The sequence below is a fragment of the Pseudomonas sp. S3_A09 genome (assembly GCF_054668065.1).
This window is the reverse complement of sequence record NZ_CP162752.1, coordinates 5,160,979-5,186,976: the sequence shown is the minus strand read 5'-3', so window position 1 is coordinate 5,186,976 and position 25,998 is coordinate 5,160,979. Positions and strand designations below refer to the sequence as shown.

Sequence of the window (25,998 nt, the reverse complement as noted above, 5' to 3'; positions counted from 1 at the left end):
TATGAACCTGATCGAAATTCGCGACCTCAGCGTCGCCTTCAGCGGCCAGACCGTGGTGCGCAACCTGAGCCTGGACGTACGCCCCGGCGAATGCCTGGCGCTGGTAGGCGAGTCGGGCTCGGGCAAGTCGGTAACCGCCCACTCGATCCTGCAATTACTCCCCGAAGCCGGCACTGAAACCACCGGTTCCATCCAGTACCGTGGCCAGGAACTGATCGGCGCGTCGGCGGCGACCCTGCAGAAGCTGCGCGGCAACCGGATTGCGATGATCTTCCAGGAGCCGATGACCTCCCTGAACCCTTTGCACAGCATCGAAAAGCAGATCGGCGAAACCCTGTTGCTGCACAAGGGCCTCGGTGGCAAGGCAGCCCAGGCCCGCATTCTGGAATTGCTCGACCTGGTGGGCATCCAGAAGCCCCAGGAACGGCTCAAGGCCTATCCCCATCAACTGTCCGGCGGGCAACGCCAGCGGGTGATGATCGCCATGGCCCTGGCCTGCGAGCCGGAACTGCTGATCGCTGACGAACCCACCACCGCGCTGGATGTAACGGTGCAGCGCAAGATCCTGCTGCTGCTCAAGTCCCTGCAAAAGCGCCTGGGCATGTCGCTGCTACTGATCAGCCACGACCTCAATCTGGTGCGCAGCATTGCCCAGCGCGTGTGCGTGATGCGGGCTGGCGAGATTGTCGAGCAGGCCGACTGCCAGACCCTGTTCAATGCGCCGCAACACCCCTACAGCCGTCTGCTGCTGGATGCGGAACCGGACGCGGATGCGCTGTGCAGCGACGAACGCGAGACGGTGTTACAGGTGGATGACCTGACCGTGCAATTCCGCCTTGGCGGTGGGTTGTTCCGCCGCAAGACCTACCTGCGTGCAGTGGACGGCATCAGCCTCAGCGTGCAGCGCGGCAAGACCCTGGGGATTGTCGGCGAGTCCGGCTCGGGCAAGTCCACCCTGGGCCAGGCGATTCTGAGGCTGCTGGACTCCACCGGCAGCATCCGCTTCCAGGGTGAAGCCCTCGACCCGCTGAATAACCAGCAGATGCGCCCATGGCGCAAGCAGATGCAGGTGGTGTTCCAGGACCCTTACGGCAGCCTCAGCCCACGCATGACCGTAGAACAAATCATCAGCGAAGGCCTGGAGGTGCACGCGCCGTGCAGCCTGGCCGACCGCGATGCGCAGGTGATCCAGGTGCTCAAGGATGTGGGCCTCGACCCCGCCAGCCGTCACCGTTACCCCCATGAGTTTTCCGGCGGCCAGCGCCAACGCATCGCCATCGCCCGCGCCCTGGTGCTCAAGCCGGCGCTGATGCTGCTGGATGAACCCACGTCGGCCCTTGACCGTACCGTACAGAAACAAGTGGTGGCGTTGCTGCGTGAGCTGCAAGACAAGTACGGCCTGACCTACCTGTTTATCAGCCATGACCTGGCGGTGGTGCGCGCCATGGCTCACGATATGATCGTGATCAAGGACGGCCAGGTGGTGGAGCGCGGCGCCAGTCATGCGGTGTTCGATGCACCACAACACCCTTACACCAAAGAGCTGCTGGCAGCGGCGCATATCCCCTTGTAAGCGCTCCCCCACTTGTGTGACGGCATAAATATGAACATCACCGACAACCTCAAGGACTACCAGCAGGTTCGTGGCCTGGCCATCCAGTCGCTGTTCGAGATCATCGAGCAGTCCAGCGAAGGCACGGTGATCGTCGACCGCGACGCCAACATCGTGTGGATGAACGAGCGCTACGCCAAGCGTTTCGGCCTCAAGAGCGCCGACGAAGCCATCGGCCAGCCGTGCGAGCAGGTGATTTCCAACAGCCTGTTGCGCCAGGTGGTGCGCAATGACCAGCCGATCCTGCTGGACATCCAGGACACACCCAAAGGCCCGCTGGTGGTGATGCGCTTGCCGATCCACAACGAGGCCGGCGCGGTGATCGGGGCGATCGGCTTTGCCCTGTTTGATGAACTGCGCAACCTGTCGCCGCTGATCGAGCGCTACCTGAGCATGCAGCAGGAACTGGCCTCCACACGCTCGCTGCTGCGTTCACGCCAGAGCAAATACAACTTCGCGCACTTTATCGGCACGAGCGCCGCCAGCCTCGAAGTCAAACGCCGGGCGCGACGCAGCGCCAGCGCCGAGTCGCCGGTATTGCTGCTGGGGGAGACCGGCACCGGCAAAGAGTTGCTGGCCCAGGCGATTCACGGCGCCTCAAGCCGTGCGCACAAGGCCTTTGTCAGCATCAACAGCGCGGCGATTCCCGCTGATCTGCTGGAGGCCGAGTTCTTCGGCACCGCGCCGGGTGCGTTTACCGGCGCCGACCGCAAGGGCCGTCCGGGTAAATTCCAGATTGCCCAGGGTGGCACGCTGTTCCTCGATGAGATCGGCGACATGCCCCTGCCGCTGCAAAGCAAATTGTTGCGGGTGTTGCAGGAAAAGGAATTCGAACCGGTGGGCTCCAACGAGATGCTGCACAGCGATGTGCGGGTGATCGCGGCCACGTCCATGGACCTGGAAGCGGCGATCAAACGTGGCGAATTCCGCGCGGACCTGTATTACCGGCTGAACGTGCTGCCGATCCAGGTGCCGCCGCTGCGTGAGCGCCTGGAGGATATCCCGGCGTTGAGCGAGGCGATTCTTGAGGAACTGCGCAGCCAGCATGAGCTGGACCGTGAGGCGTTGGCGCTGCTGGCACAGCATGCGTGGCCGGGGAATATCCGTGAGCTGCGCAATGTGCTGGAGCGGGCGGCGTTGCTGAGTGATGACCTGGTGTTGGATGCCAGGGAGATTCGGGCGGCGATTGGCACCTTTACGCCGGTGGAACGTGCCAGCGCGGTGGCGGCGGTCGAGGGGGAGAGTTTCAGCGCGGCGCGGGAGCGGTTTGATCGGCAGGTGATTGGCGCGGCGTTGCGGGCGTGTGAGGGGAATGTGATAGAGGCGGCCAATCGATTAGGGCTCGGGCGCTCGACGCTGTACAAGAAAATGGTGGCGCTGGACCTCACTCAGTCTCAATAGAGAGACTTCATTCCAAATATGAAGACAGTCCAATGTGGGAGCGGGCTTGCTCGCGAATACGGTGTGCCAGCCGCCTAATTCGTTGCTGAGATACCGCATTCGCGAGCAAGCCCGCTCCCACATTTGATATTTATGAGTCTCGAATACGGGACAAATCTGATAACGCCAATCCAATCGCTATAATTTATCCTTATATTTCAAACAGTTAGTTAATTGGCACGCATCTCGCTATAGCCTTCCCACAGTATCACCCACAAAAATAACAATCCGATGGAGACACACCATGAGTGTGATCATTGCCTTGGCAGCGCTCGCGTTGCTGATGCTGGCTGCCTACCGTGGCTATAGCGTTATCCTGTTTGCCCCCATCGCCGCCCTCGGCGCTGTCCTGCTGACCGATCCGTCCGCCGTCGCACCCGCCTTTACCGGGGTGTTCATGGAGAAGATGGTCGGCTTTATCAAACTGTATTTCCCGGTATTCCTGCTCGGCGCGGTGTTCGGCAAGCTGATCGAGCTGTCGGGCTTCTCACGTTCGATCGTGGCGGCGGCGATCCGCTTGCTCGGCACGCGCCAGGCGATGCTAGTGATCGTGCTGGTCTGCGCACTGCTCACCTATGGCGGTGTGTCGCTGTTCGTAGTGGTGTTTGCGGTGTACCCGTTCGCGGCGGAGATGTTCCGCCAGAGCAATATCCCGAAACGTCTGATCCCGGCGACCATCGCCCTCGGCGCGTTTTCGTTCACCATGGACGCCCTGCCCGGCACGCCGCAGATCCAGAACATCATCCCCAGCACCTTCTTCAACACCACCGCCTGGGCCGCGCCATGGCTGGGCTTGATTGGCACGATCTTCGTGTTCTGCGCCGGCATGCTCTACCTGGCACGCCAACGCAACAAGGCCCAGCGCGCCGGTGAAGGTTACGGCACCGAACTGCGCAACGAACCGGAAACCGCCGACAACCTGGCGCTGCCCAACCCCTGGCTCGCGCTGTCACCGCTGATCCTGGTGGGCGTGATGAACCTGTTGTTCACTCACTGGATTCCGCAGTGGTACGGCAAAACGCACAGCCTCTCCCTGCCGGGCATGACCACGCCGGTGACCACCGAAATCGCCAAGCTCACCGCGATCTGGGCGGTGCAGGCGGCATTGCTGGTGGGGATTATCGTGGTGCTGGTGTTCGGTTTCTCGGCGATCAAGAGCAAGCTCGCCGAAGGCAGTAAAAGTGCGGTCAGCGGCGCGTTGCTGGCAGCGATGAACACGGCGTCGGAATACGGCTTTGGTGCGGTGATCGCTTCGCTGCCGGGCTTTCTGGTACTGGCGGACTGGCTCAAAGGCATCCCCAACCCGCTGGTCAACGAAGCGATTACCGTGACCCTGCTGGCCGGTATCACTGGCTCTGCGTCGGGCGGCATGAGCATCGCTCTGGCGGCCATGTCCGAGAGCTTCATTTCGGCGGCCCATGCGGCCAATATCCCCCTTGAAGTCCTGCACCGCGTCGCGGCCATGGCCAGCGGCGGCATGGACACCCTGCCCCACAACGGCGCGGTGATCACGCTGCTCGCGGTCACCGGCCTGACGCACCGCGAAGCCTACAAGGATATTTTCGGTATCACGATCATCAAGACCCTCGCGGTGTTCGTGGTGATCGGCACTTTCTACGCCACCGGCATTGTGTGAGGTTTTCATGACGACATTGAACGGCAAGACCGCCCTGGTCACCGGTTCCACCAGCGGTATCGGCCTGGGCATCGCCTTGAGCCTGGCCAAGGCCGGCGCCAACCTGATCCTCAACGGCTTCGGCGACGCCAGCGCGGTGATCGCCCAGGTGCAGGCGTTCGGCGGCAAGGTCGGCCACCACCCGGCCGACGTCAGCGACCCAGCGCAGATCGCCGACATGATCGCCTACGCCGAGCGTGAATTCGGTGGCGTGGACATCCTGGTCAACAACGCCGGCATTCAGCATGTGGCGGCGGTCGAAGACTTCCCTGTCGAACGCTGGGACTCGATCATTGCGATCAACCTGTCTTCGGTGTTCCACAGCACGCGCTTGAGCTTGCCGGGGATGAAGGCCAAGGGCTGGGGGCGTATCGTCAATATCGCGTCTGTGCATGGGCAAGTCGGCTCGGTGGGCAAGGCGGCGTACGTCGCGGCCAAACATGGCGTGATCGGCCTGACCAAAGTGGTGGGCCTGGAAACGGCCACCAGCAATGTCACCTGTAACGCCATCTGCCCCGGCTGGGTACTGACGCCACTGGTGCAGAAGCAGATTGATGATCGCGCCGCCAACGGCGTAGACCCGCAGCAGGCTCAGCATGACTTGCTGGCGGAGAAGCAGCCGTCGCTGGAATTTGTGACGCCGCCGCAGCTGGGTGAGTTGGTGTTGTTTTTATGCAGCGAAGCCGGCAGCCAGGTGCGCGGCGCCGCCTGGAACATCGATGGCGGCTGGCTGGCCCAGTAACACGAGACACTGGAGTTCAAAATGTGGGGGGGCAAACCCCCTCCCACATTTGAACTGTATTGTGTGGAAGACCTAGATAAGAACAAGAGACCTCGCTGATGTCCGACATCCTCTGGCAACCCTCCCCCGAACGCATCGCCCACACGCGGATGGACCAGTTCCGGCGCTACATCAACGAACGCTATAGCGTGCAGCTCAGCGATTACCCGGCGCTGCACCAGTGGAGCATCGACCGCCGTCCGGATTTCTGGCGGGCGATCGTGGACTATTTCGACGTGCAATTTCGCAGCCCGCCGACGGCGGTGCTGATCGAGGACGCCGAGATGCCCAGTGCGCAATGGTTTCCCGGCGCCACCCTGAACTTTGCCGAGCACCTGTTGCGCCGCCGCGACGGCCACCCCGCCGTGGTCGCCCTCAGCGAAGACGGCCAGCGCGAGCAATTGACCTACGCCGAACTGGCCGCCCACGTCGCCGGCCTGCAACACAGCCTGCGCGCCGCCGGAGTTGTCCAGGGTGACCGCGTCGCCGCGTGCATGCCCAACACCTGGCAAACCCTGGTGGGCATGCTCGCCACCACCAGCCTCGGCGCGATCTGGTCGTGCTCATCGCCGGACTTCGGCACCCAGGGCGTGATCGACCGTTTCGGCCAGATCGAACCCAAGGTGTTGATCACCTGCGCCGGTTATCGTTATGCCGGCAAAGACATCGACCAAAGCGCCAAGCTCAATGAAATCCTCGAACGCCTGCCGTCCCTGGAGCAACTGATCATCGTGCCGTACGCGCGGCCCCAGGCCCAGGTTTCGGACTATCAGACCCACGCTGGCGTCGCGCTGTGGCAAGACTTCTACCAACCCGGCGGCGAACCCCAATTCGTCGCGGTGCCGTTCGATCATCCGCTGTACATCCTCTATTCCAGCGGCACCACCGGCGTGCCCAAGTGCATCATCCACGGTACCGGCGGCGTACTGCTCACTCACCTCAAGGAACACGGCCTGCATGCCGACCTGTCTCGCGACGACTGCCTGTTCTACTACACCACCTGCGGCTGGATGATGTGGAACTGGCTGGTGTCGGTCTTGGCCATCGGCGCCACGGCGGTGTTGTATGACGGCTCGCCGTTTCACCCTGGGCCGGAACGGCTGATCGATCTGATTGACGCAGAAAAGATCAGCGTATTCGGCACCAGCCCCAAGTTTCTCGCCACATTGGAAAAAGCCGGCTTGCAACCGCGCCTGAGCCACGACCTGGGTAGCCTCAAAGGATTGATTTCTACCGGCTCGCCGCTGTCGCCCCAGAGCTACGACTACGTGTACCGCGAGATCAAGGCGCAGCTGTGCCTGTCGTCCATGTCCGGTGGCACCGACATCGTCTCCTGCTTTGTGATCGGCAACCCGGTGCTGCCGGTGCGGCGCGGCGAAATGCAGTGCAAGAGCCTGGCAATGGCCATCGAAGTGTGGGATGACCAGGGCCGGCCGCTGATCGGCGAGAAAGGCGAACTGGTGTGCACCCGGCATTTCCCGGCCATGCCTATTGGCCTGTGGAACGACCCGGAGTGCAAGAAACTGCGCGCTTCGTATTTCAGCCAGTTTCCCGGTGTCTGGGCCCAGGGCGACTACGCCGAACAGCGCCCCAACGGCAGCCTGCTGATTCACGGGCGCTCCGACGCCGTGCTCAACCCCGGCGGCGTGCGGATCGGCACGGCCGAGATCTACCGCCAGGTGGAAAAAATCCCCCAGGTGCAGGAAAGCCTGGCCATCGGCCAACGCTGGCAGGAGGACGTGCGCGTGGTGCTGTTCGTGCGCCTCAACGAGGGTGTCGAACTCGACGAAACCCTGGAGCAGCAGATCCGCCAGGTGATCCGCGCCAACACTACGCCCCGCCATGTACCGGCCAAGATCCTCGCTGTCACCGACATCCCCCGCACCATCAGCGGCAAGATCGTTGAATTGGCGGTGCGCAATGTGGTGCACGGCGAGCCGGTGAAGAACACCGACGCGTTGGCCAATCCGCAGGCTCTGGAGCAGTTTCGCGACCGCCCTGAACTCGCTCAAGGATGAAAGGTTTCAGCGCTGTCGTACTCATTTGAAAATAACCCCCGAATGCATGCTATTTTTCGGGGGTAGTCACCCGTTCCCGAGTCACGGGATAATGGGTCTTGTCATTTTTCAAAGCGTTACGCTCAGGGCTTTAACATGAAGGGAACATCCACCGTCAGCGAAGCCGCCGCATTGATTGCGCGGCTGGACTGGGCACAAAGCCCGCTCGGTGAGGCCAACGATTGGCCGCAAAGCCTGCGCACCGCCGTGGACATCGTTGTTCACTCGCCAATGCCCATGCTCCTGCTGTGGGGCGACCAACTCACGCAACTCTACAACGACGGCTTTGCCCAGTTGGCCGGCAACAAACACCCCGCCGCCATGGGCCAGCCCGCGCACCAGACATGGCCGGAGCTGGAAAGCTTTACCGCACCGGTCTACGACGCCGTGCTGAGTGGCCAGGTACGCACCTTCAGCGAGCAGCGCTTCGTGCTGCAGCGCAACAATCGCGACATGGAAATCTGGCTGGACCTGACCTACAGCCCTATCCGCGATGAAAGCACCCGCGTGGCCGGCATCCTGGTCACCGCCATCGAAACCAACGAACGCCGCAAGGCCCAGCACAACACCGAACAACGCCTGCAGCTCGCCCTGGCGGCGACCGACGCGGTGGGCACCTGGGACTGGGACATCGGCGAAGACCGCTTTATCGCCGACGCGCACTTTGCCTACCTGCACGGCGTCGACCCCAGCGATGCGCGCCTGTTGCCGATCAGCGACTACCTGCACGGCGTGCACCCGGAAGACCGCGGCATGGTGGCGGGCAGCATCAAGCACTGCATCACTTTCGGCACCGAATACGCCGAGGAATACCGCCTGTTGCTAGCGGACGGCCAGGTACGCTGGGTGTTTGCCCGTGGCCGTTGCTACAAAGATCATCAAGGCCGTCCGGCGCGCTTCCTCGGGGCCGCACTGGACCTCACCGAGCGCAAACACACCGAGCAAGCCCTGCGCCAGAGCCAGACCGAGCTGCAGTTGATCATCAACGCCATGCCGGTGCTGATCGGGTATGTCGACCATGAACAGCGTTTCCGCCTGAACAACAGCGCGTACCTGGAGTGGTACGGCATGACGCCCCAGGAGCTATACGGCAAGACCATCCGTGAAGTGCTCGGCGACGAGGTGTATGCCGGTCGTGAAGACAAGATCGCCGCCGCGCTCAAGGGCAAGGCCTGCAGCTTCATGACCATCACCCCCCACCGCGACGGCCGCCCCCGCCACGCCTTGATGAAGTACCTGCCGCGTTTCAGCAATGACGGCTCGGTGAACGGTTTCTACATCTTTGTGATCGATGAGACCGAACGCAAACTCACCGAAGAAGCCTTGCGCCACCTCAACGAAAACCTTGAAGAGCGCGTGGCCCAGCGCACCCAGGCCCTGGCCGAAGCCAACCAGCGCCTGCAGAACGAGATGTTCGAACGCGAGCGCGCCGAAGACGCCCTGCGCCATGCGCAAAAGATGGAAGCCGTGGGCCAGCTCACCGGCGGCATCGCCCATGACTTCAACAACATGCTCACCGGCATCATCGGCAGCCTGGACCTGATGCAGCGCTATATCGCTGCCGGGCGCAGTGACGAAATCGGCCGTTTTACCGATGCCGCCGTGTCCTCCGCTCATCGCGCGGCCGCCCTCACCCACCGCTTGCTGGCGTTCTCCCGCCGTCAGTCGCTGGACCGGCGCCCGCTGGATCCGAACCAATTGGTCGCCTCCCTGGAGGACTTGTTCCGCCGCACCAAAGGCGCGCACATCACGCTCAAGGTGAAACTGGGCCACGACATCTGGCCGGTAAACACCGATGCCAGCCAACTGGAAAACGCCCTGCTCAACCTAGTGATCAACGCCCGCGACGCCATGCCCGATGGCGGCGAACTGCTGATTGAAACCGCCAACAGCTACCTGGATGGCACCGACATCACCACCCTCGAACCGGTCAAGGCCGGCGACTACGTGATGCTCGGCGTGTGCGACAACGGCACCGGCATGGCGCCGAAAATCCTTGCCAAGGCGTTCGACCCGTTCTTCACCACCAAGCCCATTGGCCAAGGCACCGGACTGGGTTTGTCGATGATCTACGGGTTTGCCCAGCAGTCCGGCGGTCATGTGACAATCCAGAGCGAGCCGGGCCAGGGCACGTGCGTGCGCCTGTACCTGCCTCGCCTGTACGGCACCGCGCTGGAAAGCAGCCTGCCGCCGCACTTGAGTGAAGCGCCGGTGGCCCTGGCGGGTGAAGCGGTGGTGGTGGTCGAGGACGACCCCGCGGTACGCATGCTGGTGGTCAATGTGCTCGACGAGCTGGGCTACACCGCACATCAGGCGGCGGATGCCCGGACGGCGTTGCCGCTGCTGGAGTCGGATTTACGTGTCGACTTGCTGGTGACCGATGTAGGCCTGCCGGGCATGAACGGCAGGCAACTGGCAGAGATCGCCCGCCAGTATCGCCCTGGCTTGCGCGTGTTGTTCATGACGGGTTACGCCGAGAAAGCCGCCGAACGCCAGGGGTTCCTGGAGGACGGCATGGACATGGTGGCCAAACCGTTTTCCATCGACCTGCTGGCCACGAAAATCCGCAGCATGATCAGCGTCGAAGAATGAGTTCAGGCATAATCGCGCGCCGTCGCACACCTGGTAGAGATCAATGAAAGCCCAAGCCCGTCACATTCTGGTGAAAACCAGTGAAGAAGCCGAACAACTCAAGCAGCGCATAGCCAAGGGCGAAGCGTTCGATGTGCTGGCCAAGAAGTACTCCACCTGCCCATCCGGCAAGCGTGGCGGCGACCTGGGTGAAGTGCGACCCGGGCAGATGGTGGGGGCGATTGATGCGGTGATCTTCAAGAAGCCGGTGAAGGTGGTTCACGGACCGATCAAGAGCAAGTTCGGCTATCACTTGGTGCAGGTGTTCTACCGCGACTGATGAATCGGGTGTCAAACCGGCTTTTTGTGGTGAGCAGGCTTGCCCAGCGCGAGGCAAGCCCGCTCACCACACGGGTTTGGTTTACACGCGAGGAATGAGTGCGCCAGGCACCTGGATGACCCGGCTTGCCAACCGATGCCCGGCCAATGCAGCCTGCTCCGGCGAGCTGCCCTTGAGCCGACTGGCCAAGTACGCCGCGCTGAATGAATCCCCCGCCGCCGTCGTATCGACAACCTTTTCGACCTTCACCGCCGGCACCGCAAAGCGCTCCCCCGCCCAGCGGATCAGACAGTCATCTGCCCCACGCTTGAGCACCACCTCGTCAATGCCAGGATACGCCGCGAACACATGCTCACTGTCGGCATAACCAAACAGCGCGCGTTCGTCGTCCTCGGTCAGCAAGGCGATATCCACCTCGGCCAATACGCGGTGATACGCAGTGCGCGCCGCTTCAATACCGGCCCAGAGACGCGGCCGATAGTTGTTGTCAAACACCACCTTGCCCCCTCGGCGACGGGTCTCGACCAGAGTTTGCAGCAAGCGCTCGCGGCCGATATCACCCAATACCGCCAGGGTAATGCCGCTGAAATACACCACGTCGTAGTCCGGCAAAGCGGCCAGGATCGGTTCGGCGGCAGGCGTAGTGAAGCAGTCGCGCACGGCGGCTTCGTTGCGCCAGTAAAGGAATTTGCGCTCGCCATTGGCGTCGGTCTGGATGCAGTACAAACCCGGCAGGCGTCCGGGCAGGCGCTGGACCCTGCCCAGGCCCAGGCCCTCATCCTTCCATTGCTTGCACATGGCATCACTGAAGCTGTCATCGCCCAGGGCGGTGACGTAATCCACGCTGCCGGTTTCGCCCAGCTCACGGCGCAGGTACACCGCCGTATTCAAGGTGTCGCCACCGAAGCTCTGGTGCAGGCTGCCGTCAGCGCGGTGTTGCAGTTCGATCATGCATTCGCCGATGAGGGCGATGCGCGGAGACAAACGGGTCATGGCTTTACACTCAGAATCGGGTTTCCAGGGATTCGATCACCTGCAATTGCTCATCCACCAGGCAGCCGACCTGCCACTTATCGAACGTGAGGCAAGGGTGGGAGGTGCCGAACGAAATGATGTCGCCAATGCGCAGCTCAACCCCTGGCGCCACGGTCATGAACGCGTGCTGGTCCATCACGGCAGTGACTTTGCACGCAGTCACATCATCGCCTTCAGCTGGAAGAATACCGGCCTTGTAGCGTTTGAGCGGCACCGGCAGACCGGCGTCGTAGGCCACGTCGCGCTTGCCCAGGGCGATCACGGCGAAGCCTGGCTCCGGCAAAGATTGCACATGGGCCCAGACTTCCAGGGCTGGGCGCAGGCCTTCGTTGAGGTCGCTGCGACGGTCGAGCACACAGCATTGCGCTTCTTTATAGATACCGTGGTCATGGGCCACGTAGCTGCCGGGGCGCAATACGCTGAGGAAGCGGCCGGCGGCGTTCTGCTGCTCAAACGACTCGGCAATCAGGTCGTACCAGGCCGAGCCCGACGCGGTGACGATGGGCTTGGGCAGGTCGAAAGAGCCGTTGTTCTGCAGGTCCACCGCCAGGCGCACCAGGCTGGCGGCGAAGTCGCGGATGCCGCTGATGGCGTGCTCGCCGTGGATCACGCCTTCGTACCCTTCGATACCGGTGAGGGCCAGGGCCGGCTGCGCCTTGATCGCCCTGGCCAGGTCGCGCACTTCCTGCTCGGTGCGGCACCCGCAACGGCCACCGACCACACCGTATTCGATCATCACGTTCAGGCGCAGGCCACGGGCGGCGAAGAACAGGCCCAGGTCGGCGACGTTATCCGGGTGATCAACCATGCAATGGAAGTCGAAATCCTTGTCGGCCAGCAGGTCGGCGATCAGCGCCATGTTCGGCGCGCCCACCAGTTGGTTGGCCATCAGCACACGGCGCACGCCACCGGCATAGGCGGCGCGGGTCTGCACCGCGTTGGCCAGAGTGATACCCCAGGCACCCGCCTCGATCTGACGCTGGAACAACGCCGGCATCATGCTGGTCTTGCCATGGGGTGCCAGCTCGGCGCCGCTGTTGCTGACAAAGTCCTGCATCCAGCGGATGTTGTGCTCCAGGGCGTCACGGTGCAGCACCAGGGCAGGCAGGCTGACGTCACGGACCAGGTAGGCCCCGACGGCGGCGGCGCCCTTTTCAACGGCATTGATGGCAGACATGGAAAACTCCTATTCGTTGATACGCCGGGCCAGATTGTTGGCGCTGTCGATCAACACCCGGCGATAGTCGTTGTAGTGTTTGATGGCATCGGCCCGTGGAGCGACGATGCACAAGGTCGCAATGCTGACGCCTTGCGCATCCCGCACCGGGGCGGCAAAGCAGTGGGTAAAGGTGTCGGCCACGCTGTCGAAGGAAAAGAAGCCATCGAGGGTGGCCTGACGGATTTGCGCCAGGAAGGTATCCAGCGGCAGGCGCTGGCCGTCCGGCAGGATGAAATCGTCGTGATCGATCAGGTCGATGATCTGCTGGTCGCTCAAGTGCCCCAGCAACAGGCGCCCGGACGCGGTCCACGGAATCGGTGCGTTTTCGCCGATGTCCGAGGAGATACGAAAATGCCGCTCGCCCTCGCGCATCAGCGCCACCGTGTATTTGCGCCCGTTTAGCAGGCACATCTGCGCGGTTTCGTGGGTCTGGCTGACGATCTCCTGCAGGGCATGGTCGGCCTCGCGGGTCAGGTCGAAATGGCGCAAGTGCGCCTGGCCGAGGAAATACAGCTGACGGCCGAGGTAGACGTGACCGTCCTTGCCCACCGTTTCCAGAATGCGCCGTTCAAGCAGGGACGCGACCAATTCGTACACGGTGGACTTGGGACTGCCGATGCCGCTGGCAATATCATTCGGGCGCAGGGGCTGGCCGATTTCCTTGAGGAAATCGAGGATATCGAATGCACGGTCCAGGCCTTTGGCGCGGCGTTTGATGGTGTCTTCGGTCATGGCGGTTTCGGTCCGGTCAGAATGTTGCTATCAACACATACCCCCTGTGGGAGCGGGCTTGCTCGCGAATGCGGTGGCTCAGCGACAGATGCATTTACTGATACGCCGCATTCGCGAGCCCGCCCGCTCCCACATTGGATTTGTAGCGACGTCAGGATCCAGGCATTTAGCCTTTTTTCTTGTACGCCACGCAATCGATCTCCACCTTGCAGTCGACCATCATGTTCGCCTGCACACAGGCCCGCGCCGGGGCGTGTTCCGGGGTGAAGTACTCGCCGAACACCTTGTTGAAGCTCCAGAAGTCCCGCGGGTCTTCCAGCCACACGCCGACGCGCACGACATCTTTGAGCTCGTAGCCGGCTTCTTCGAGGATCGCCACCACGTTACGCATGGTCTGGCGGGTTTGTTCGATGATGCCGCCGGTGATGATTTCGCCGTCCACCGCAGGCACTTGGCCTGAGACGTACAACCAACCGTCTGCTTCCACCGCGCGGGCGAAAGGACGAGGTTGGCCACCGCCGGCTGTGCTGCCGGCACCGTAACGAGTGATGCTCATAACAATATGCTCCTGATTAAAAACGAATGTTCTTGAGAAATTCCGCCAGGCGCGGCGATTGCGGGCGTTCGAAGATGTCCTTCGAGGTGCCCTGCTCTTCAATGCGGCCCTGGTTCATAAAAACGATCTTGTCCGAGACTTCATAGGCAAAGCGCATTTCGTGGGTGACCAGCAACATGGTCATGCCCTCTTCCGCCAGGCCTTTGATCACACTGAGTACTTCGCCCACCAGTTCCGGGTCGAGGGCCGAGGTGACTTCGTCGAACAGCATCAGGCTGGGGTTCATGGCAATGGCGCGGGCAATCGCTACACGCTGCTGCTGGCCGCCGGACAATTGACCCGGGAAGTGGTTACGACGCTCTAGAAGTCCTACGCGGTCCAGCCATTTTTCTGCCAAAGCCACCGCCTCGTCCTTAGGCATTTTCTTAACTTTCAATAAGCCCAGGGTGACGTTCTGCAGCGCAGTCAGATGCGGAAACAGGTTGAATTGCTGGAACGCCATGCCAGTCATCGCACGGTGCTGGGCAATCACCCGCTCAGGGTGGCGCACGCGCTTGCCGGCGATTTCGCTGTAGCCGATGGACTCGCCATCCAGGGTGATCTGCCCGCCCTGGAACTCTTCCAGCAGGTTGACGCAACGCAACAGCGTGGTCTTGCCCGAGCCGCTGGAGCCGATCAAGGTCACCACGTTGCCGCGCTGCATGGACAGGTCGACGCCCTTGAGCACTTCCACCTGGCCATATTGCTTACGCAGGCCACGGACGTTCAGCAGCGGTTGGTTGGTGTGAGGTTGGTTCATGGCAAGGCCACCCGCTTTTCAATGTAGCGCCCGAATAACTCGATGGCGTAGTTGATGACAAAGAACATAAAGCCTGCGAACAGGTAGAACTCCAGGGTCATGAAGGTGCGCGCGATCACTTGCTGGGTACTGAGCAGCAACTCGGCCACGCCGATCACCGACAGCAGGGTCGAAGCCTTGACGATTTCCGTGGAAGAGTTGACCCAGGTCGGCAAGATCTGGCGCAGCGCCTGGGGCAGCAACACGTAGCCCAGGGACTGGTAAAACGTCAGGCCGATCGCCTTGCCCGCTTCCAGTTGCCCACGGGGAATGGCTTGCAGCGCACCGCGCACGATCTCCGAGACGTGGGAGCCGCAGAACAACGTCAACCCGACTGCACCGGCCTGGAACGCGGTGATCTGCCAACCGAGCGCCGGCAGCATGTAGAAACACGCCAGCACCAGTACAAACACTGGCGTACCACGGATCAAGTCGACATACAGCCGAAACGGCGCACGCATCCAGAACTTGCCGTAGGTCAGGATCAACCCGGCGACGATGCCGATCAGGGTGCCAAAGATAATCGCCAACGCGGACACATAAACGCTGGCTTGAAAACCCGCCCAGAGGGTCTCCCGGGCGATCCACAACTCATGCAGCCAGCTGGGGGATTCGTACATGGAAACCTCGCTTAACGACGGATCGCCAGACGCTGTTCCAGGTAACGGAGCAGCATGGCAATGAGGTAACAGGCAGCCACGTAGAGCGCGGTCGTGACCAGCCAGGTTTCAATCACCCGGTAGCTTTCGACGTTGATCTTGCGGGCATAGTAGGTCAGCTCCGGCACCGCGATGGCGGCGGCGAGCGAAGTGTCCTTGAACAGCGAAATGAAGTTGTTCGACAGCGCAGGCAGCACGTTGCGCAGCATCACCGGCACGGTGATGTAGGCGCGGATACGCCACTCCCCCAGACCGATGGCCAGCCCGGCTTCCCGCAACCCTTTGGGAATGTTCAACAGCCCGGCGCGGAAGACTTCGGTCAGGTAGGCACCGGCGTACAACGATAGGGTGATGATGAACGAAGGGATCTTATCCAGACGAATCCCGAGGCTGGGCAACGCAAAGTAGATCAACAGGATCAGCACGAGAATCGGCGTATTGCGCACCACCGTCACATACACCGAGGCGAAGACGCGCAACGCACGGTGCTTGGACAGCATGGCAAACGCCATCATCAGGCCGATCACACAGCCGATGGCAATCGACAGCAGCGCCAGCTCAAGGCCCAGGCCGAGCCCCGCCAGCAAGCTGGGGAAGTCGCGCCATACGGCGGCAAAGTTCAACTGATAGTTCATGGTCAGCAGTACCTGATTGAGGCGCCGTCAGCGGCGCCCCAGGTTTTCGATTTACTTGAACTCAACCGGGAAGCCGATCGCGGGTTCCGGCAGGTCTACACCGAACCATTGCTTGAACGAGGCCTTGTAGGTCGGGAACTCCACACCGGTCATGGCTTCATGCAGCGCGGTGTTGACGAAGTTCAGCCAGTCCTGGTCGCCACGCTTGACGGCGCACGCATAGGTCTGCGGGCTCCAGGCGTAGGCCGGGCTGCGATAGCGGCCTGGGTTCTGCACCATCAGGTACTTGACCGAGGACTGGTCGGTAGCGGCGGCATCGGCGCGACCGGAGTTCACAGCCTGGTACATCAGGTCGACGCTGTCGTACTGGTCGACCTTGGCCTTGGGCAGCGCCTGGTGCACCAACTCTTCGGCGTAGACGTTTTGCAGCACAGCCACGGTGACGCCGTCGCCGGCGGCCTGCAGGTCTTCAATCTCTTTGTACTTGCTGTTGTTCGGCAGCAGCAGGCCCACGCCTTCGCGGTAGTACGGCAGGGTGAAGGCGACCTGCTGGGCACGGCTGGCGGTAACGGTAATGAACTGGCAACTCATGTCGACTTTGTCGGTCAGCAGGTTGGGAATCCGGGCGTCAGACGACTGCACCACGAACTCGACCTTGCTCGGATCGTTGAACAAGCCCTTGGCCACGATACGGCCGATGTCGATATCAAACCCCTGCAACTTGCCATCCGCTCCCTGGAAGTGCCACGGCGCATTGGTACTGCCTGTACCCACGATCAAGTGCCCACGCTTGAGCACATCATCGAGCTTGCTGTCCGCCGCCTGCACGATGCTGGCGAGGGAAGCCGATGCGGCGAAGAGAAAAACACACGCTTTAAACACGGAAGGTCGGTGATGCATGACAAGCACTCCAGAAGTTGTGTATTCCGCTATACCGGAACTTAGTATGTAACAACGGAATAGACAGCAGAAAGTGTGCCACACGCGGTAACAGAAAAATATGACGCATATAAATTTGTTATAAATCAGTCAGATGACTATTCATGAGCAGCAAGGCGTTACGCCAGCATCTGGAATCACGTTGCTACCCAAGGCCCCAAATGCCGGTGACAGGCCTCAATCGAGTGCGCCACAACGACTTTGCCGCGCACCGTTGCAGTGCGCATGCAGCCTGGAAAAATCCCCACACTGGACTAGCCTTGGCGCATCTCTACCGCCAAGGACCCCGCCCTGATGAAGCTCCGTCTCACTCTGGTTTTGCTCGCTTTCCTGACGGCCGGCAGTGCCTCGGCCAACAACGACCGTCGCGAATGCAAAGCGGAACTACGCAAGCTCAATGACGCCTTGAGCACCAACTACACCAGTCAGAACCACCATGGCTACCGCCAGGCAAAGGCCTCACGAGACAATCTGGAATACAAGAAATGTGCGAGCCAGGCACGCAAGGCGCGTGAACGGGTGGAGCGTAACGGCGACCTGTGAAGGTTGACAGTAGACCCGAACACCTTCCCGCCTTAGCGTGAGCCATGCCTGGAGGGGAATGTCGATGAACTATGTGAATGCCGTGATTGCGGACAAGGCTGCGTTTGAGCGCGAACTGGAGACGGCGCAGCCCGTTTTTGTGGTGTTTATGTCACATGACTGCACGGCGTGCAGTGACGCACTGCCACGCTTCATGCGCATCAGCGAACACTACAAGGACCACGTCAAAATCTTGATCCTTGATTGCCTCGACACCCCACGACACCCAAGTGTCGACCGCATCCCGATGCTGCTGGTCTACCACAACCAGAGACTGCTCGAAGCCCTTCCCGGCCTTGGCGAGCAAGCGCTGAAAAGTGCCTTCAAGCAGTACACCCAACTACCCGCCGTTACGCCTTAGGCAAAGGCGTCAGGCAAACTTGCGTCACCCGCCGCTCCTCCACCGCCGCGACCGTCAGGCGCCAGCCCTCATGTTCCAGGCTATCGCCCACTACCGGAAGGCGGTCGAGCAGGCTCATGACCAGGCCGGCCAATGTCTGGTAGTTCTCGGTCGCAGTCGCCCTGAAGCCGGTGCGCTGGCGAACCAGGTTAAGGTTCAAGGCGCCATTGGCGCGGAAGCCATCGCCCTCTTCGACGATATCCGGGCCCTCGATTTCGCTGGCGTCCGGCAACTCACCCGCGATGGACTCCAGGATATCGGTCATGCTCAACACCCCCATGAAATCACCGAACTCGTTGATCACGAACGCGATATGGGTCGACTCCTGGCGCATTTGCTCCAGGGCATTGAGGATCGAAAAGCTCTCCAGCAAATTGATCGCCCGGCGTGCCAGGTGCTCCAGGTTCGGCTCGTTGCCGGCCAGGTATTCCTTGAGCAATTCCTTCTTGTGCACGAAGCCCAGCGGCTCATCGACGGCGCCGTTGCGGATCAATGGCAGCCGTGAGTAGGACGAATGCATCAGCTTCAAGCGAATACTGTCAGGATCGTCCGCCAGATCGATGCAGTCGACCTTGGCCCGCGGGGTCATCAACGTGCGGATCGGGCGTTCGGCCAGCTGCAGCACACCGCTGATCATCACGCGCTCACGTCGGTCAAATAGCGGACCTTGCGCGGCATCCGGCTCGCCCAACAGGTCAGCGACCTCTTCACCCACTTCTTCCACGGCCAGGCTGCGACCACCCAACAAGCGCATCACGGCATGGGCCGTGCGCTCACGCACCGGCAGCACGCCTTGGGCCGATTTCTTGCGACGTGAACGGGCGATCTGGTTGAACACTTCGATCAGGATCGAGAAACCAATCGCCGCGTACAGGTAGCCCTTTGGAATATGGAAACCCAGGCCTTCGGCGGTCAGGGCGAAACCGATCATCATCAAGAAACCCAGGCACAGCATGATCACTGTCGGGTGCGCATTGACGAAGCGGGTCAGCGGCTTGCTTGCCACGATCATGAGGCCGATGGACACGATCACCGCGATCATCATCACCGCCAACTCGTCCACCATGCCCACGGCGGTAATCACCGCATCCAGGGAGAACACCGCATCCAGCACCACGATCTGCGCCACGATCGGCCAGAACATCGCGTAGGCGACATTGCCGGTACGCTGGGCCACATGGCCTTCCAGGCGCTCGTGCAATTCCATGGTGGCCTTGAACAGCAGGAACACACCACCAAACAGCATGATCAGGTCACGGCCCGAGAAGCTCTTGTCGAACACCTCGAACAACGGCTGGGTCAAGGTCACTAGCCAGGAAATACTCGCCAACAGGCCCAGACGCATCAGCAGCGCCAGGGACAAGCCGATCAACCGCGCGCGGTCACGCTGCTCCGGTGGCAACTTGTCCGCCAGGATCGCGATAAACACCAGGTTGTCGATGCCCAGCACCAGTTCCAGCACAATCAAGGTCAACAGGCCGAGCCAGGCCGTTGGATCCGCTAACCATTCCATTTATTGAGTCTCTTCAGTCATCGATTTTCAGAATGCCGGGCACGGCAAGGCGCGGTCAGTGGACCGGTACAAGGTTAGCAGTCGGAATACGGGGTGCTTCAGAGGGAACAGCGGCAGCGTAAGTCTTGGGGAAAGACGACTGGGGGGCTCCGAGAGGGTGTTCATGCAAGTCCTGACATAGCAAAAGGACTTGAATCCTACATCTGAAACACAAATTTCCTACAGCGCGAAACTATTACTAAATCTGTACCCCCCTGCAGGCGTCAGGATTTTCGGGTAGCGTCGTCCAACGCCAGAATGGTGTGCGCATTGGTCACCGTCGTGGCCAGCGTATTGATCACCCCCGACCGCAACGCCCCCAGGGTCGCCGCCGCCTTGGTGTTCTCGCTGGCAATCGCCACCACATCCGGGATGCGAAACAACTCCGGCACCGTCAACCCAATCACCCTGCCCTGTATGGCGTTGACCGCAGGCTGGCCGTGAATGTCGATAAAGTCATACCCCATCATGTCGCCGACAGTGCCGGACAAACGCGCCTGGGCGATTTCCTGCGGTGAAAACCACCCCATGCGCACCATATTGCTGTTTTCGCTCATGTCGCCAATACCGATCAACGCAATATCCGCACGCCGCGCCCGATCCAGCGTGGAGCGCACGGTGTCGTTATTGATCAGCACCCCGCGCAATTCCGGGTTCGCCACCAGGGCCGGAGCATACAAGCTTTCACTCTCCCCCCCGAAGCGCAGCGCCAGGCGCCGACAGATATGGTCGGGGTTCATGTATTCGCCGGCCTTGAGCGAACCACCGATGGCGCAGACAAATGTGCAATTACGTGTCACCGGCAAGAACACGTTGTCGGCCACGGCCCCGACGTTGCGCCCCATGCCCACCGCGACAATCATGCCGTCGCTCAACGTCTTGTTCAGGTAGTTGGCCACCAGGCTGGCGACGGCCGAGCGCTGGGTGTCAGGCTCACTGTGGTCGACGGCGATCAATGCGCGATCCAGCTTGAAGCGCTCCACCAACGCGCGCTCCAGCTCATTGTTCATTGCCGGATGCTGCAGCACGCGCACCTCGACAATCCCTTCATCGCGCGCACGCTTAAGCAGGCGGCTGACCTTTGCCCGCGACAGATCGAAGCGCTTGGCGATGGCTTCCTGAGTGACGTTCTCGAGGTAATAGAGCATCGCCACTTCGGTCATCTGATCGATATCGCTGGCAATGCGCTGGGTACTGTCACTCATGGGGACGGGCTTCCGTTTCGGCGTCAAAGGCGCATTCTCCCGACTCTTGCCCCGTTTAGTCCACTACTGATGCCCGTCGCGCTCGATCGCATTGATACGCTCGACCTTGGCGCCGGAACGCGCCGACTCAAACTCCGACTCCAAAAACGATTTGACGATGCTTTTGGCCAGCTCCGCACCGATCACCCGCGCACCGATGGACAGGATTTGCGCATCGTTGCTCTTGCGCGCCCGCTCCGCCGAATAGGTGTCGTGGGCCTGGGCCGCGCGAATGCCCAACACCTTGTTGGCGGAGATGGCCATGCCAATCCCGGTGCCACACACCAACACACCCAGCCGCTGCTGCCCGGCATTGATCGCGTTGGCCACGGCCAGGGCGATGTCCGGGTAAAGCACGGGCGCGGTGGAATGGGTGCCGAAGTCGGTCACCGGGTAACCCAGCGCCTCGATATGGCGCTTCAACAGCTCTTTAAGCTCAAAACCCGCTTCATCGCATCCGATAGCCACCGGGAAAGGTGTGTTCATGGCGTCTGGCTCCACTGCTGTGATCGTGTTTATGACCGATCATATGATCAGTCAGTGAAATTATGCTCACACATTTCGCGATCAACCACCCCTCACTGTCAAGCATGATTTAACTGACTCGCCAGTCAATGGCGCCTAAATAGGCGTTATTCACGGATAAGATCAGAATTATGGCTTTTACATGAAAGAGATTGACTGATCAGAATTTCATTTGATACACATATGCTCACAGCGAAACATGACTGTGCGACCTAATAAGAATTCACAGCACGAGGACACGCCAATGGCCAGGCCATTACTGCTCCAGGCTGAACACGTCGCCAAGGCTTACGCCGGGGTCCCAGCCTTGCGTGACGGGCGCCTCTCTCTGCGGGCCGGCAGCGTCCACGCCCTGTGCGGCGGCAATGGCGCGGGCAAATCGACATTTCTGAGCATCCTGATGGGCATCACCCAGCGTGACGCCGGCAGCATTCTGCTCAACGGCGCGCCGGTGCAGTTCAACCGCCCGAGTGAAGCGCTGGCAGCGGGGATCGCGATGATCACCCAGGAGCTGGAACCTATCCCCTACATGACAGTCGCCGAGAACATCTGGCTGGGGCGCGAACCACGCCGCGCCGGTTGCATCGTCGACAATAAGGCCCTTAACCGCCGCACCCGCGAATTGCTCGACAGCCTTGAGTTCGACGTCGATGCCACCAGCCCGATGCACCGCTTGAGCGTCGCGCAGATCCAACTGGTGGAAATCGCCAAGGCCTTCAGCCATGACTGCCAGGTGATGATCATGGACGAACCCACTTCGGCCATCGGCGAACACGAGGCGCAAACCCTGTTCAAGGCCATCCGCCGCCTGACTGCCCAGGGCGCCGGCATCGTCTATGTGTCGCACCGCCTGAGCGAACTGGCGCAGATCGCCGACGACTACAGCATCTTCCGCGACGGCGCCTTTGTTGAAAGCGGGCGCATGGCGGACATTGATCGCGACCATCTGGTACGCGGCATCGTCGGCCAGGAACTGACCCGCATCGACCACAAGGTCGGCCGCGAATGCGCTGCCAACACCTGCCTGCAAGTCGACAACCTGAGCCGCGCCGGGGAGTTCCACGACATCAGCCTGCAACTGCGCCAAGGCGAAATCCTCGGCATCTATGGCTTGATGGGCTCGGGGCGCAGCGAGTTCCTCAACTGCATCTACGGCCTCACGGTCGCGGACTCCGGCAGCGTCACCTTGCAAGGCAAACCCATGCCGATCGGACTGCCCAAGGCGACCATCAATGCCGGCATGTCCCTGGTCACCGAAGACCGCAAGGACAGCGGTCTGGTGCTCACCGGCAGCATTCTTTCCAACATTGCCCTGTCGGCCTACAAGCGCCTGTCGAGTTGGTCGCTGATCAATGCGCGCAAGGAAACCCAGCTGGCCGAGGACATGGTCAAGCGCCTGCAGATCAAGACCACGTCCCTGGAATTACCGGTGGCGTCCATGAGCGGCGGCAACCAGCAGAAAGTGGTACTCGCCAAATGCCTGTCCACCGAGCCGGTCTGCCTGCTGTGCGACGAACCGACCCGCGGCATCGATGAAGGCGCCAAGCAGGAGATCTACCACCTGCTCGACCAATTCGTACGCGGCGGTGGCGCCGCCATTGTGGTGTCTTCGGAAGCCCCGGAGCTGCTGCACCTGAGCGATCGCATCGCCGTATTCAAGGGCGGCCGGCTGGTGACCATCAGCACCGACACCGCCCTTTCCCAGGAAGCCTTGTTGAGACTTGCCTCATGAATGCCAAAACCATCACAGCCCCCGTTACTGCCGCGCCGCGCAATCGCCTGCGTCTGTCCCTCGACCGTTTCGGCCTGCCGCTGGTGTTTATCCTGCTGTGCGTGGTGATGGCGTTCTCCAGCGAGTACTTCATGACCTGGCGCAACTGGATGGACATCCTGCGCCAGACCTCCATCAACGGCATCCTCGCGGTAGGCATGACCTATGTGATCCTGACCAAGGGCATCGACCTGTCGGTGGGTTCGATCCTGGCCTTTGCCGGGTTGTGCAGCGCCATGGTCGCGACCCAGGGTTATGGCCTGCTGGCAGCGGTCAGTGCCGGGATGTTTGCAGGCGCGATGCTTGGCGTGGTGAACGGCTTCATGGTCGCGAACTTATCGATCCCGCCGTTCGTGGCCACCCTGGGCATGCTCAGCATTGCGCGCGGCATGACCTTCATCCTCAACGATGGCAGCCCGATCACCGACCTGCCCGACGCCTACCTGGCGCTGGGCATCGGCAAGATCGGCCCGATCGGCGTGCCGATCATCATCTTTGCCGTGGTCGCACTGATCTTCTGGATGGTGCTGCGTTACACGACTTACGGCCGCTATGTGTACGCGGTGGGCGGCAATGAAAAGAGCGCACGCACCTCAGGCATCGGCGTGCGCAAGGTGATGTTTTCGGTGTACGTGGTCTCGGGCCTGCTCGCCGGACTGGCTGGCGTGGTGCTATCGGCCCGTACCACCTCCGCCCTGCCCCAGGCCGGGGTTTCCTATGAGCTGGACGCGATTGCCGCCGTGGTGATCGGCGGCACCAGCTTGTCGGGCGGCACCGGCAGCATTGTCGGCACGCTGTTCGGCGCACTGTTGATCGGGGTGATCAACAACGGGCTGAACCTGCTCGGCGTGTCCTCTTATTACCAACAGGTCGCCAAGGGCCTGATCATCGTGTTCGCAGTACTGATCGACGTGTGGCGCAAGAAAAAACGCTAGAGAACGACCTACAACAATAACCGGAGTTCTACTCATGAAACTTGGTACCACCCTGGCCGCCACAGCGGCCCTCTCCCTGCTCGCCTGCAGTATCGCCATGGCCGCCGATGGCAAGACCTACAAGGTCGGCGCAGCCGTCTACGGCCTCAAGGGCCAGTTCATGCAGAACTGGGTCCGCGAGCTCAAGGAACACCCGGCGGTCAAGGACGGCACCGTGCAGTTGACCGTGTTCGACGGCAACTACGACGCCCTCACCCAGAACAACCAGATCGAAAACATGGTGACCCAACGCTACGACGCCATCCTGTTCGTACCGATCGACACCAAGGCCGGCGTCGGCACCGTCAAGGCGGCCATGAGCAACGACGTGGTGGTCATCGCCTCCAATACGAAAGTAGCCGATGCCTCCGTGCCGTATGTGGGTAACGATGATGTCGAGGGCGGCCGCCTGCAGGCCCAGGCCATGGTCGACAAGCTCAATGGCAAAGGCAACGTGGTGATCATCCAGGGGCCGATTGGCCAGTCGGCGCAGATCGACCGGGAAAAAGGCGAACTGGAAGTGCTGGGCAAACACCCAGACATCAAGATCATCGAGAAAAAGACCGCCAACTGGGACCGCGCCCAGGCCCTGGCACTGACCGAAGACTGGCTGAACGCCCACCCCAAAGGGATCAACGGCGTGATCGCGCAGAACGATGACATGGCCCTCGGCGCCGTACAGGCCCTGAAGTCCCACGGGCTGACCTCCAAGGATGTGCCCGTCACCTCGATCGATGGGATGCCCGACGCGATCCAGGCGGCGAAAAAAGACGAAGTCACCACCTTCCTGCAAGACGCCCAGGCACAGTCCCAGGGCGCGCTGGACGTGGCGCTGCGCGCACTGGCCGGCAAGGACTACAAGCCGCAGTCGGTGATCTGGGAGCGCTATGCCAAGGAGGTGAAATGGGGTGACGGCACGGCCAAGAACTACATCCTGCCGTGGGTGCCGGTCACCAATGCCAACGCCGATGCACTGTACAAACAAGTCAGCGGCGGCAAATAACGGTTTTGACCTGTAAATGCGTGCCAAATGTGGGGGCGCCACCGCCCCCATATCGGACCGCCACCGTTTTCGAAAATGGAGTTATTCATGTCTGGATTCTGGAACCAAGCCTTCGACCTGACCGGCCGTTGCGCGGTGATTACCGGTGGCGCCGCCGGGATCGGCCTGGCCTGCGCCAGCCTGCTGGTGGAACGCGGCGCGCGCGTGGCCCTGCTGGACCGTGACCCCGCGGTGGTCGAGGTAGCCGCCGGCCTGGGCGCCGGGCATCTGGGCATTGCCGTCGACCTCGGTCAGATCGGCCAGATACAACACACCATCGATACGGTTTTCGCACACTTCCAACGCCTGGATTACTTGATCAACAGCGCCGGCGTGGTGCTGCTGGACAAGGCCGTCGATGTCAGCGAAAGCGCCTGGGACACCACCCTGGACATCAACCTCAAGGCCAGCTTCTTCGTGGCCCAGGCCTGCGCCCGGCACATGCTCGCCCAAGGCAGCGGGCGCATTGTCAACCTCGCTTCCCAGGCCGCCGTGATTGGCCTGGACCGGCATGTCGCCTACTGCGCAAGCAAGGCCGCCATTGTCGGCATGACCAAGGTACTGGCCATGGAGTGGGCCCCACAGATCAACGTCAATGCCATCTCCCCGACCATCGTCGAGACAGCCCTGGGCAAGAAAGCCTGGGCCGGCGAAGTGGGTGAAAAGGCCAAATTGCAGATCCCGGCGGGCCGCTTTGCCCAGCCGGAAGAAATCGCCGGGCTGGCGCTGTACTTGCTCAGCGATGCCGCACAGATGATCACCGGCGCCAACATGGTGATCGACGGCGGCTACAGCATTCAGTAATTCATCTTCTTGTCG

At 61.4% G+C, this 25,998-nt stretch carries 24 protein-coding genes; 13 read left to right on the top strand and 11 right to left on the bottom strand.

Going from position 1 to position 25,998, the window contains the following annotated elements:
• The first annotated feature begins 1 nt into the window (after window position 1).
• From AB4N92_RS24250 to AB4N92_RS24220, 7 genes are all read left to right on the top strand, one after another.
• Window positions 2-1,573, top strand: a complete 1,572-nt coding sequence (locus tag AB4N92_RS24250; protein WP_010210944.1) for an ABC transporter ATP-binding protein — start codon at window positions 2-4, stop codon at window positions 1,571-1,573.
• Window positions 1,574-1,603: 30 nt separating this feature from the next.
• Window positions 1,604-3,013, top strand: coding sequence for a sigma-54 interaction domain-containing protein (locus AB4N92_RS24245; RefSeq protein ID WP_010210945.1), 1,410 nt, complete (start codon window positions 1,604-1,606; stop codon window positions 3,011-3,013).
• Between the two features lie 283 nt (window positions 3,014-3,296).
• Window positions 3,297-4,688, top strand: coding sequence for a GntP family permease (locus AB4N92_RS24240; protein WP_010210946.1), 1,392 nt, complete (start codon window positions 3,297-3,299; stop codon window positions 4,686-4,688).
• A 7-nt stretch (window positions 4,689-4,695) separates the two neighbouring features.
• Window positions 4,696-5,469: a 3-hydroxybutyrate dehydrogenase gene (locus AB4N92_RS24235; protein WP_010210947.1), complete on the top strand. Its 774-nt coding sequence runs from the start codon at window positions 4,696-4,698 to the stop codon at window positions 5,467-5,469.
• Between the two features lie 98 nt (window positions 5,470-5,567).
• Window positions 5,568-7,526, top strand: a complete 1,959-nt coding sequence (locus AB4N92_RS24230) for an acetoacetate--CoA ligase (protein WP_137206325.1) — start codon at window positions 5,568-5,570, stop codon at window positions 7,524-7,526.
• Between the two features lie 135 nt (window positions 7,527-7,661).
• Window positions 7,662-10,157, top strand: coding sequence for a PAS domain-containing hybrid sensor histidine kinase/response regulator (locus AB4N92_RS24225; RefSeq protein WP_010210950.1), 2,496 nt, complete (start codon window positions 7,662-7,664; stop codon window positions 10,155-10,157).
• Between the two features lie 43 nt (window positions 10,158-10,200).
• Complete coding sequence (locus AB4N92_RS24220; protein WP_003174397.1) at window positions 10,201-10,476, top strand: peptidylprolyl isomerase; 276 nt, start codon at window positions 10,201-10,203, stop codon at window positions 10,474-10,476.
• A gap of 81 nt (window positions 10,477-10,557) precedes the next feature.
• Here the strand turns inward: AB4N92_RS24220 and AB4N92_RS24215 are convergent, their stop codons facing one another.
• The 8 genes from AB4N92_RS24215 to AB4N92_RS24180 all read right to left on the bottom strand — a co-directional run bounded on the left by AB4N92_RS24215 (window position 10,558) and on the right by AB4N92_RS24180 (window position 17,050).
• Window positions 10,558-11,469, bottom strand: coding sequence for a sugar kinase (locus tag AB4N92_RS24215; RefSeq protein ID WP_236267172.1), 912 nt, complete (start codon window positions 11,467-11,469; stop codon window positions 10,558-10,560).
• Between the two features lie 10 nt (window positions 11,470-11,479).
• Window positions 11,480-12,688, bottom strand: coding sequence for an amino acid deaminase (locus AB4N92_RS24210; protein WP_021491703.1), 1,209 nt, complete (start codon window positions 12,686-12,688; stop codon window positions 11,480-11,482).
• A 9-nt stretch (window positions 12,689-12,697) separates the two neighbouring features.
• Window positions 12,698-13,462 (bottom strand): IclR family transcriptional regulator, encoded by a 765-nt coding sequence (locus AB4N92_RS24205; protein ID WP_010210956.1) that lies wholly within the window; start codon window positions 13,460-13,462, stop codon window positions 12,698-12,700.
• A gap of 166 nt (window positions 13,463-13,628) precedes the next feature.
• Complete coding sequence (locus tag AB4N92_RS24200; RefSeq protein WP_010210958.1) at window positions 13,629-14,018, bottom strand: RidA family protein; 390 nt, start codon at window positions 14,016-14,018, stop codon at window positions 13,629-13,631.
• A 16-nt stretch (window positions 14,019-14,034) separates the two neighbouring features.
• Window positions 14,035-14,817 (bottom strand): amino acid ABC transporter ATP-binding protein, encoded by a 783-nt coding sequence (locus AB4N92_RS24195; protein WP_460128452.1) that lies wholly within the window; start codon window positions 14,815-14,817, stop codon window positions 14,035-14,037.
• On the bottom strand, window positions 14,814-15,476 hold the full coding sequence (locus AB4N92_RS24190) for an amino acid ABC transporter permease (protein WP_010210961.1): 663 nt from the start codon (window positions 15,474-15,476) through the stop codon (window positions 14,814-14,816). The genes AB4N92_RS24195 and AB4N92_RS24190 overlap by 4 nt, the downstream gene beginning before the upstream one ends.
• Window positions 15,477-15,487: 11 nt before the next feature.
• Window positions 15,488-16,150, bottom strand: coding sequence for an amino acid ABC transporter permease (locus AB4N92_RS24185; protein ID WP_010210962.1), 663 nt, complete (start codon window positions 16,148-16,150; stop codon window positions 15,488-15,490).
• A gap of 51 nt (window positions 16,151-16,201) precedes the next feature.
• Window positions 16,202-17,050, bottom strand: coding sequence for a transporter substrate-binding domain-containing protein (locus AB4N92_RS24180; RefSeq protein WP_010210965.1), 849 nt, complete (start codon window positions 17,048-17,050; stop codon window positions 16,202-16,204).
• 333 nt (window positions 17,051-17,383) lie between these two features.
• Between AB4N92_RS24180 and AB4N92_RS24175 the strand changes: the two genes are divergently transcribed.
• Together AB4N92_RS24175 and AB4N92_RS24170 are read left to right on the top strand one after the other, a co-directional pair.
• Window positions 17,384-17,632, top strand: a complete 249-nt coding sequence (locus tag AB4N92_RS24175; protein WP_010210966.1) for a hypothetical protein — start codon at window positions 17,384-17,386, stop codon at window positions 17,630-17,632.
• A 58-nt stretch (window positions 17,633-17,690) separates the two neighbouring features.
• Window positions 17,691-18,032 carry a thioredoxin family protein gene (locus AB4N92_RS24170; RefSeq protein WP_021491704.1) on the top strand — a complete coding sequence of 114 codons (342 nt, stop codon included), beginning with the start codon at window positions 17,691-17,693 and terminating at the stop codon, window positions 18,030-18,032.
• Here the strand turns inward: AB4N92_RS24170 and AB4N92_RS24165 are convergent.
• The 3 genes from AB4N92_RS24165 to rpiB form a co-directional block, all read right to left on the bottom strand.
• On the bottom strand, window positions 18,022-19,584 hold the full coding sequence (locus AB4N92_RS24165) for a TerC family protein (protein WP_045792241.1): 1,563 nt from the start codon (window positions 19,582-19,584) through the stop codon (window positions 18,022-18,024). The genes AB4N92_RS24170 and AB4N92_RS24165 overlap by 11 nt on opposite strands.
• Before the next feature lie 263 nt (window positions 19,585-19,847).
• Complete coding sequence (locus tag AB4N92_RS24160; protein ID WP_010210972.1) at window positions 19,848-20,828, bottom strand: sugar-binding transcriptional regulator; 981 nt, start codon at window positions 20,826-20,828, stop codon at window positions 19,848-19,850.
• Between the two features lie 63 nt (window positions 20,829-20,891).
• Window positions 20,892-21,353, bottom strand: coding sequence for a ribose 5-phosphate isomerase B (gene rpiB / locus AB4N92_RS24155; RefSeq protein WP_010210973.1), 462 nt, complete (start codon window positions 21,351-21,353; stop codon window positions 20,892-20,894).
• 283 nt (window positions 21,354-21,636) lie between these two features.
• Between rpiB and AB4N92_RS24150 the strand changes: the two genes are divergently transcribed.
• The 4 genes from AB4N92_RS24150 to AB4N92_RS24135 all read left to right on the top strand — a co-directional run bounded on the left by AB4N92_RS24150 (window position 21,637) and on the right by AB4N92_RS24135 (window position 25,983).
• Complete coding sequence (locus AB4N92_RS24150; protein ID WP_010210976.1) at window positions 21,637-23,124, top strand: sugar ABC transporter ATP-binding protein; 1,488 nt, start codon at window positions 21,637-21,639, stop codon at window positions 23,122-23,124.
• Window positions 23,121-24,098 carry an ABC transporter permease gene (locus AB4N92_RS24145; protein WP_010210977.1) on the top strand — a complete coding sequence of 326 codons (978 nt, stop codon included), beginning with the start codon at window positions 23,121-23,123 and terminating at the stop codon, window positions 24,096-24,098. Before AB4N92_RS24150 ends, AB4N92_RS24145 begins: the two co-directional genes overlap by 4 nt.
• 34 nt (window positions 24,099-24,132) lie before the next feature.
• Window positions 24,133-25,140: a substrate-binding domain-containing protein gene (locus AB4N92_RS24140; RefSeq protein ID WP_010210978.1), complete on the top strand. Its 1,008-nt coding sequence runs from the start codon at window positions 24,133-24,135 to the stop codon at window positions 25,138-25,140.
• 87 nt (window positions 25,141-25,227) lie between these two features.
• Window positions 25,228-25,983: an SDR family oxidoreductase gene (locus tag AB4N92_RS24135; protein WP_069672662.1), complete on the top strand. Its 756-nt coding sequence runs from the start codon at window positions 25,228-25,230 to the stop codon at window positions 25,981-25,983.
• Window positions 25,984-25,998 lie beyond the last annotated feature (15 nt).

Excerpts from the sequence above, each read along its gene's own strand:
- AB4N92_RS24210 (WP_021491703.1), bottom strand. The coding sequence starts at position 12,688 with ATGTCTGCCATCAATGCCGTTGAAAAGGGCGCCGCCGCCGTCGGGGCC.
- AB4N92_RS24190 (WP_010210961.1), bottom strand. The coding sequence starts at position 15,476 with ATGTACGAATCCCCCAGCTGGCTGCATGAGTTGTGGATCGCCCGGGAG.
- AB4N92_RS24145 (WP_010210977.1), top strand. The coding sequence starts at position 23,121 with ATGAATGCCAAAACCATCACAGCCCCCGTTACTGCCGCGCCGCGCAAT.
- AB4N92_RS24225 (WP_010210950.1), top strand. The coding sequence starts at position 7,662 with ATGAAGGGAACATCCACCGTCAGCGAAGCCGCCGCATTGATTGCGCGG.
- AB4N92_RS24150 (WP_010210976.1), top strand. The coding sequence starts at position 21,637 with ATGGCCAGGCCATTACTGCTCCAGGCTGAACACGTCGCCAAGGCTTAC.
- AB4N92_RS24235 (WP_010210947.1), top strand. The coding sequence starts at position 4,696 with ATGACGACATTGAACGGCAAGACCGCCCTGGTCACCGGTTCCACCAGC.
- AB4N92_RS24250 (WP_010210944.1), top strand. The coding sequence starts at position 2 with ATGAACCTGATCGAAATTCGCGACCTCAGCGTCGCCTTCAGCGGCCAG.
- AB4N92_RS24140 (WP_010210978.1), top strand. The coding sequence starts at position 24,133 with ATGAAACTTGGTACCACCCTGGCCGCCACAGCGGCCCTCTCCCTGCTC.
- AB4N92_RS24160 (WP_010210972.1), bottom strand. The coding sequence starts at position 20,828 with ATGAGTGACAGTACCCAGCGCATTGCCAGCGATATCGATCAGATGACC.
- AB4N92_RS24230 (WP_137206325.1), top strand. The coding sequence starts at position 5,568 with ATGTCCGACATCCTCTGGCAACCCTCCCCCGAACGCATCGCCCACACG.
- AB4N92_RS24185 (WP_010210962.1), bottom strand. The coding sequence starts at position 16,150 with ATGAACTATCAGTTGAACTTTGCCGCCGTATGGCGCGACTTCCCCAGC.
- AB4N92_RS24170 (WP_021491704.1), top strand. The coding sequence starts at position 17,691 with ATGTCGATGAACTATGTGAATGCCGTGATTGCGGACAAGGCTGCGTTT.
- AB4N92_RS24165 (WP_045792241.1), bottom strand. The coding sequence starts at position 19,584 with ATGGAATGGTTAGCGGATCCAACGGCCTGGCTCGGCCTGTTGACCTTG.
- AB4N92_RS24175 (WP_010210966.1), top strand. The coding sequence starts at position 17,384 with ATGAAGCTCCGTCTCACTCTGGTTTTGCTCGCTTTCCTGACGGCCGGC.
- rpiB (WP_010210973.1), bottom strand. The coding sequence starts at position 21,353 with ATGAACACACCTTTCCCGGTGGCTATCGGATGCGATGAAGCGGGTTTT.
- AB4N92_RS24215 (WP_236267172.1), bottom strand. The coding sequence starts at position 11,469 with ATGACCCGTTTGTCTCCGCGCATCGCCCTCATCGGCGAATGCATGATC.
- AB4N92_RS24200 (WP_010210958.1), bottom strand. The coding sequence starts at position 14,018 with ATGAGCATCACTCGTTACGGTGCCGGCAGCACAGCCGGCGGTGGCCAA.
- AB4N92_RS24245 (WP_010210945.1), top strand. The coding sequence starts at position 1,604 with ATGAACATCACCGACAACCTCAAGGACTACCAGCAGGTTCGTGGCCTG.
- AB4N92_RS24220 (WP_003174397.1), top strand. The coding sequence starts at position 10,201 with ATGAAAGCCCAAGCCCGTCACATTCTGGTGAAAACCAGTGAAGAAGCC.
- AB4N92_RS24195 (WP_460128452.1), bottom strand. The coding sequence starts at position 14,817 with ATGAACCAACCTCACACCAACCAACCGCTGCTGAACGTCCGTGGCCTG.
- AB4N92_RS24180 (WP_010210965.1), bottom strand. The coding sequence starts at position 17,050 with ATGCATCACCGACCTTCCGTGTTTAAAGCGTGTGTTTTTCTCTTCGCC.
- AB4N92_RS24240 (WP_010210946.1), top strand. The coding sequence starts at position 3,297 with ATGAGTGTGATCATTGCCTTGGCAGCGCTCGCGTTGCTGATGCTGGCT.
- AB4N92_RS24135 (WP_069672662.1), top strand. The coding sequence starts at position 25,228 with ATGTCTGGATTCTGGAACCAAGCCTTCGACCTGACCGGCCGTTGCGCG.
- AB4N92_RS24205 (WP_010210956.1), bottom strand. The coding sequence starts at position 13,462 with ATGACCGAAGACACCATCAAACGCCGCGCCAAAGGCCTGGACCGTGCA.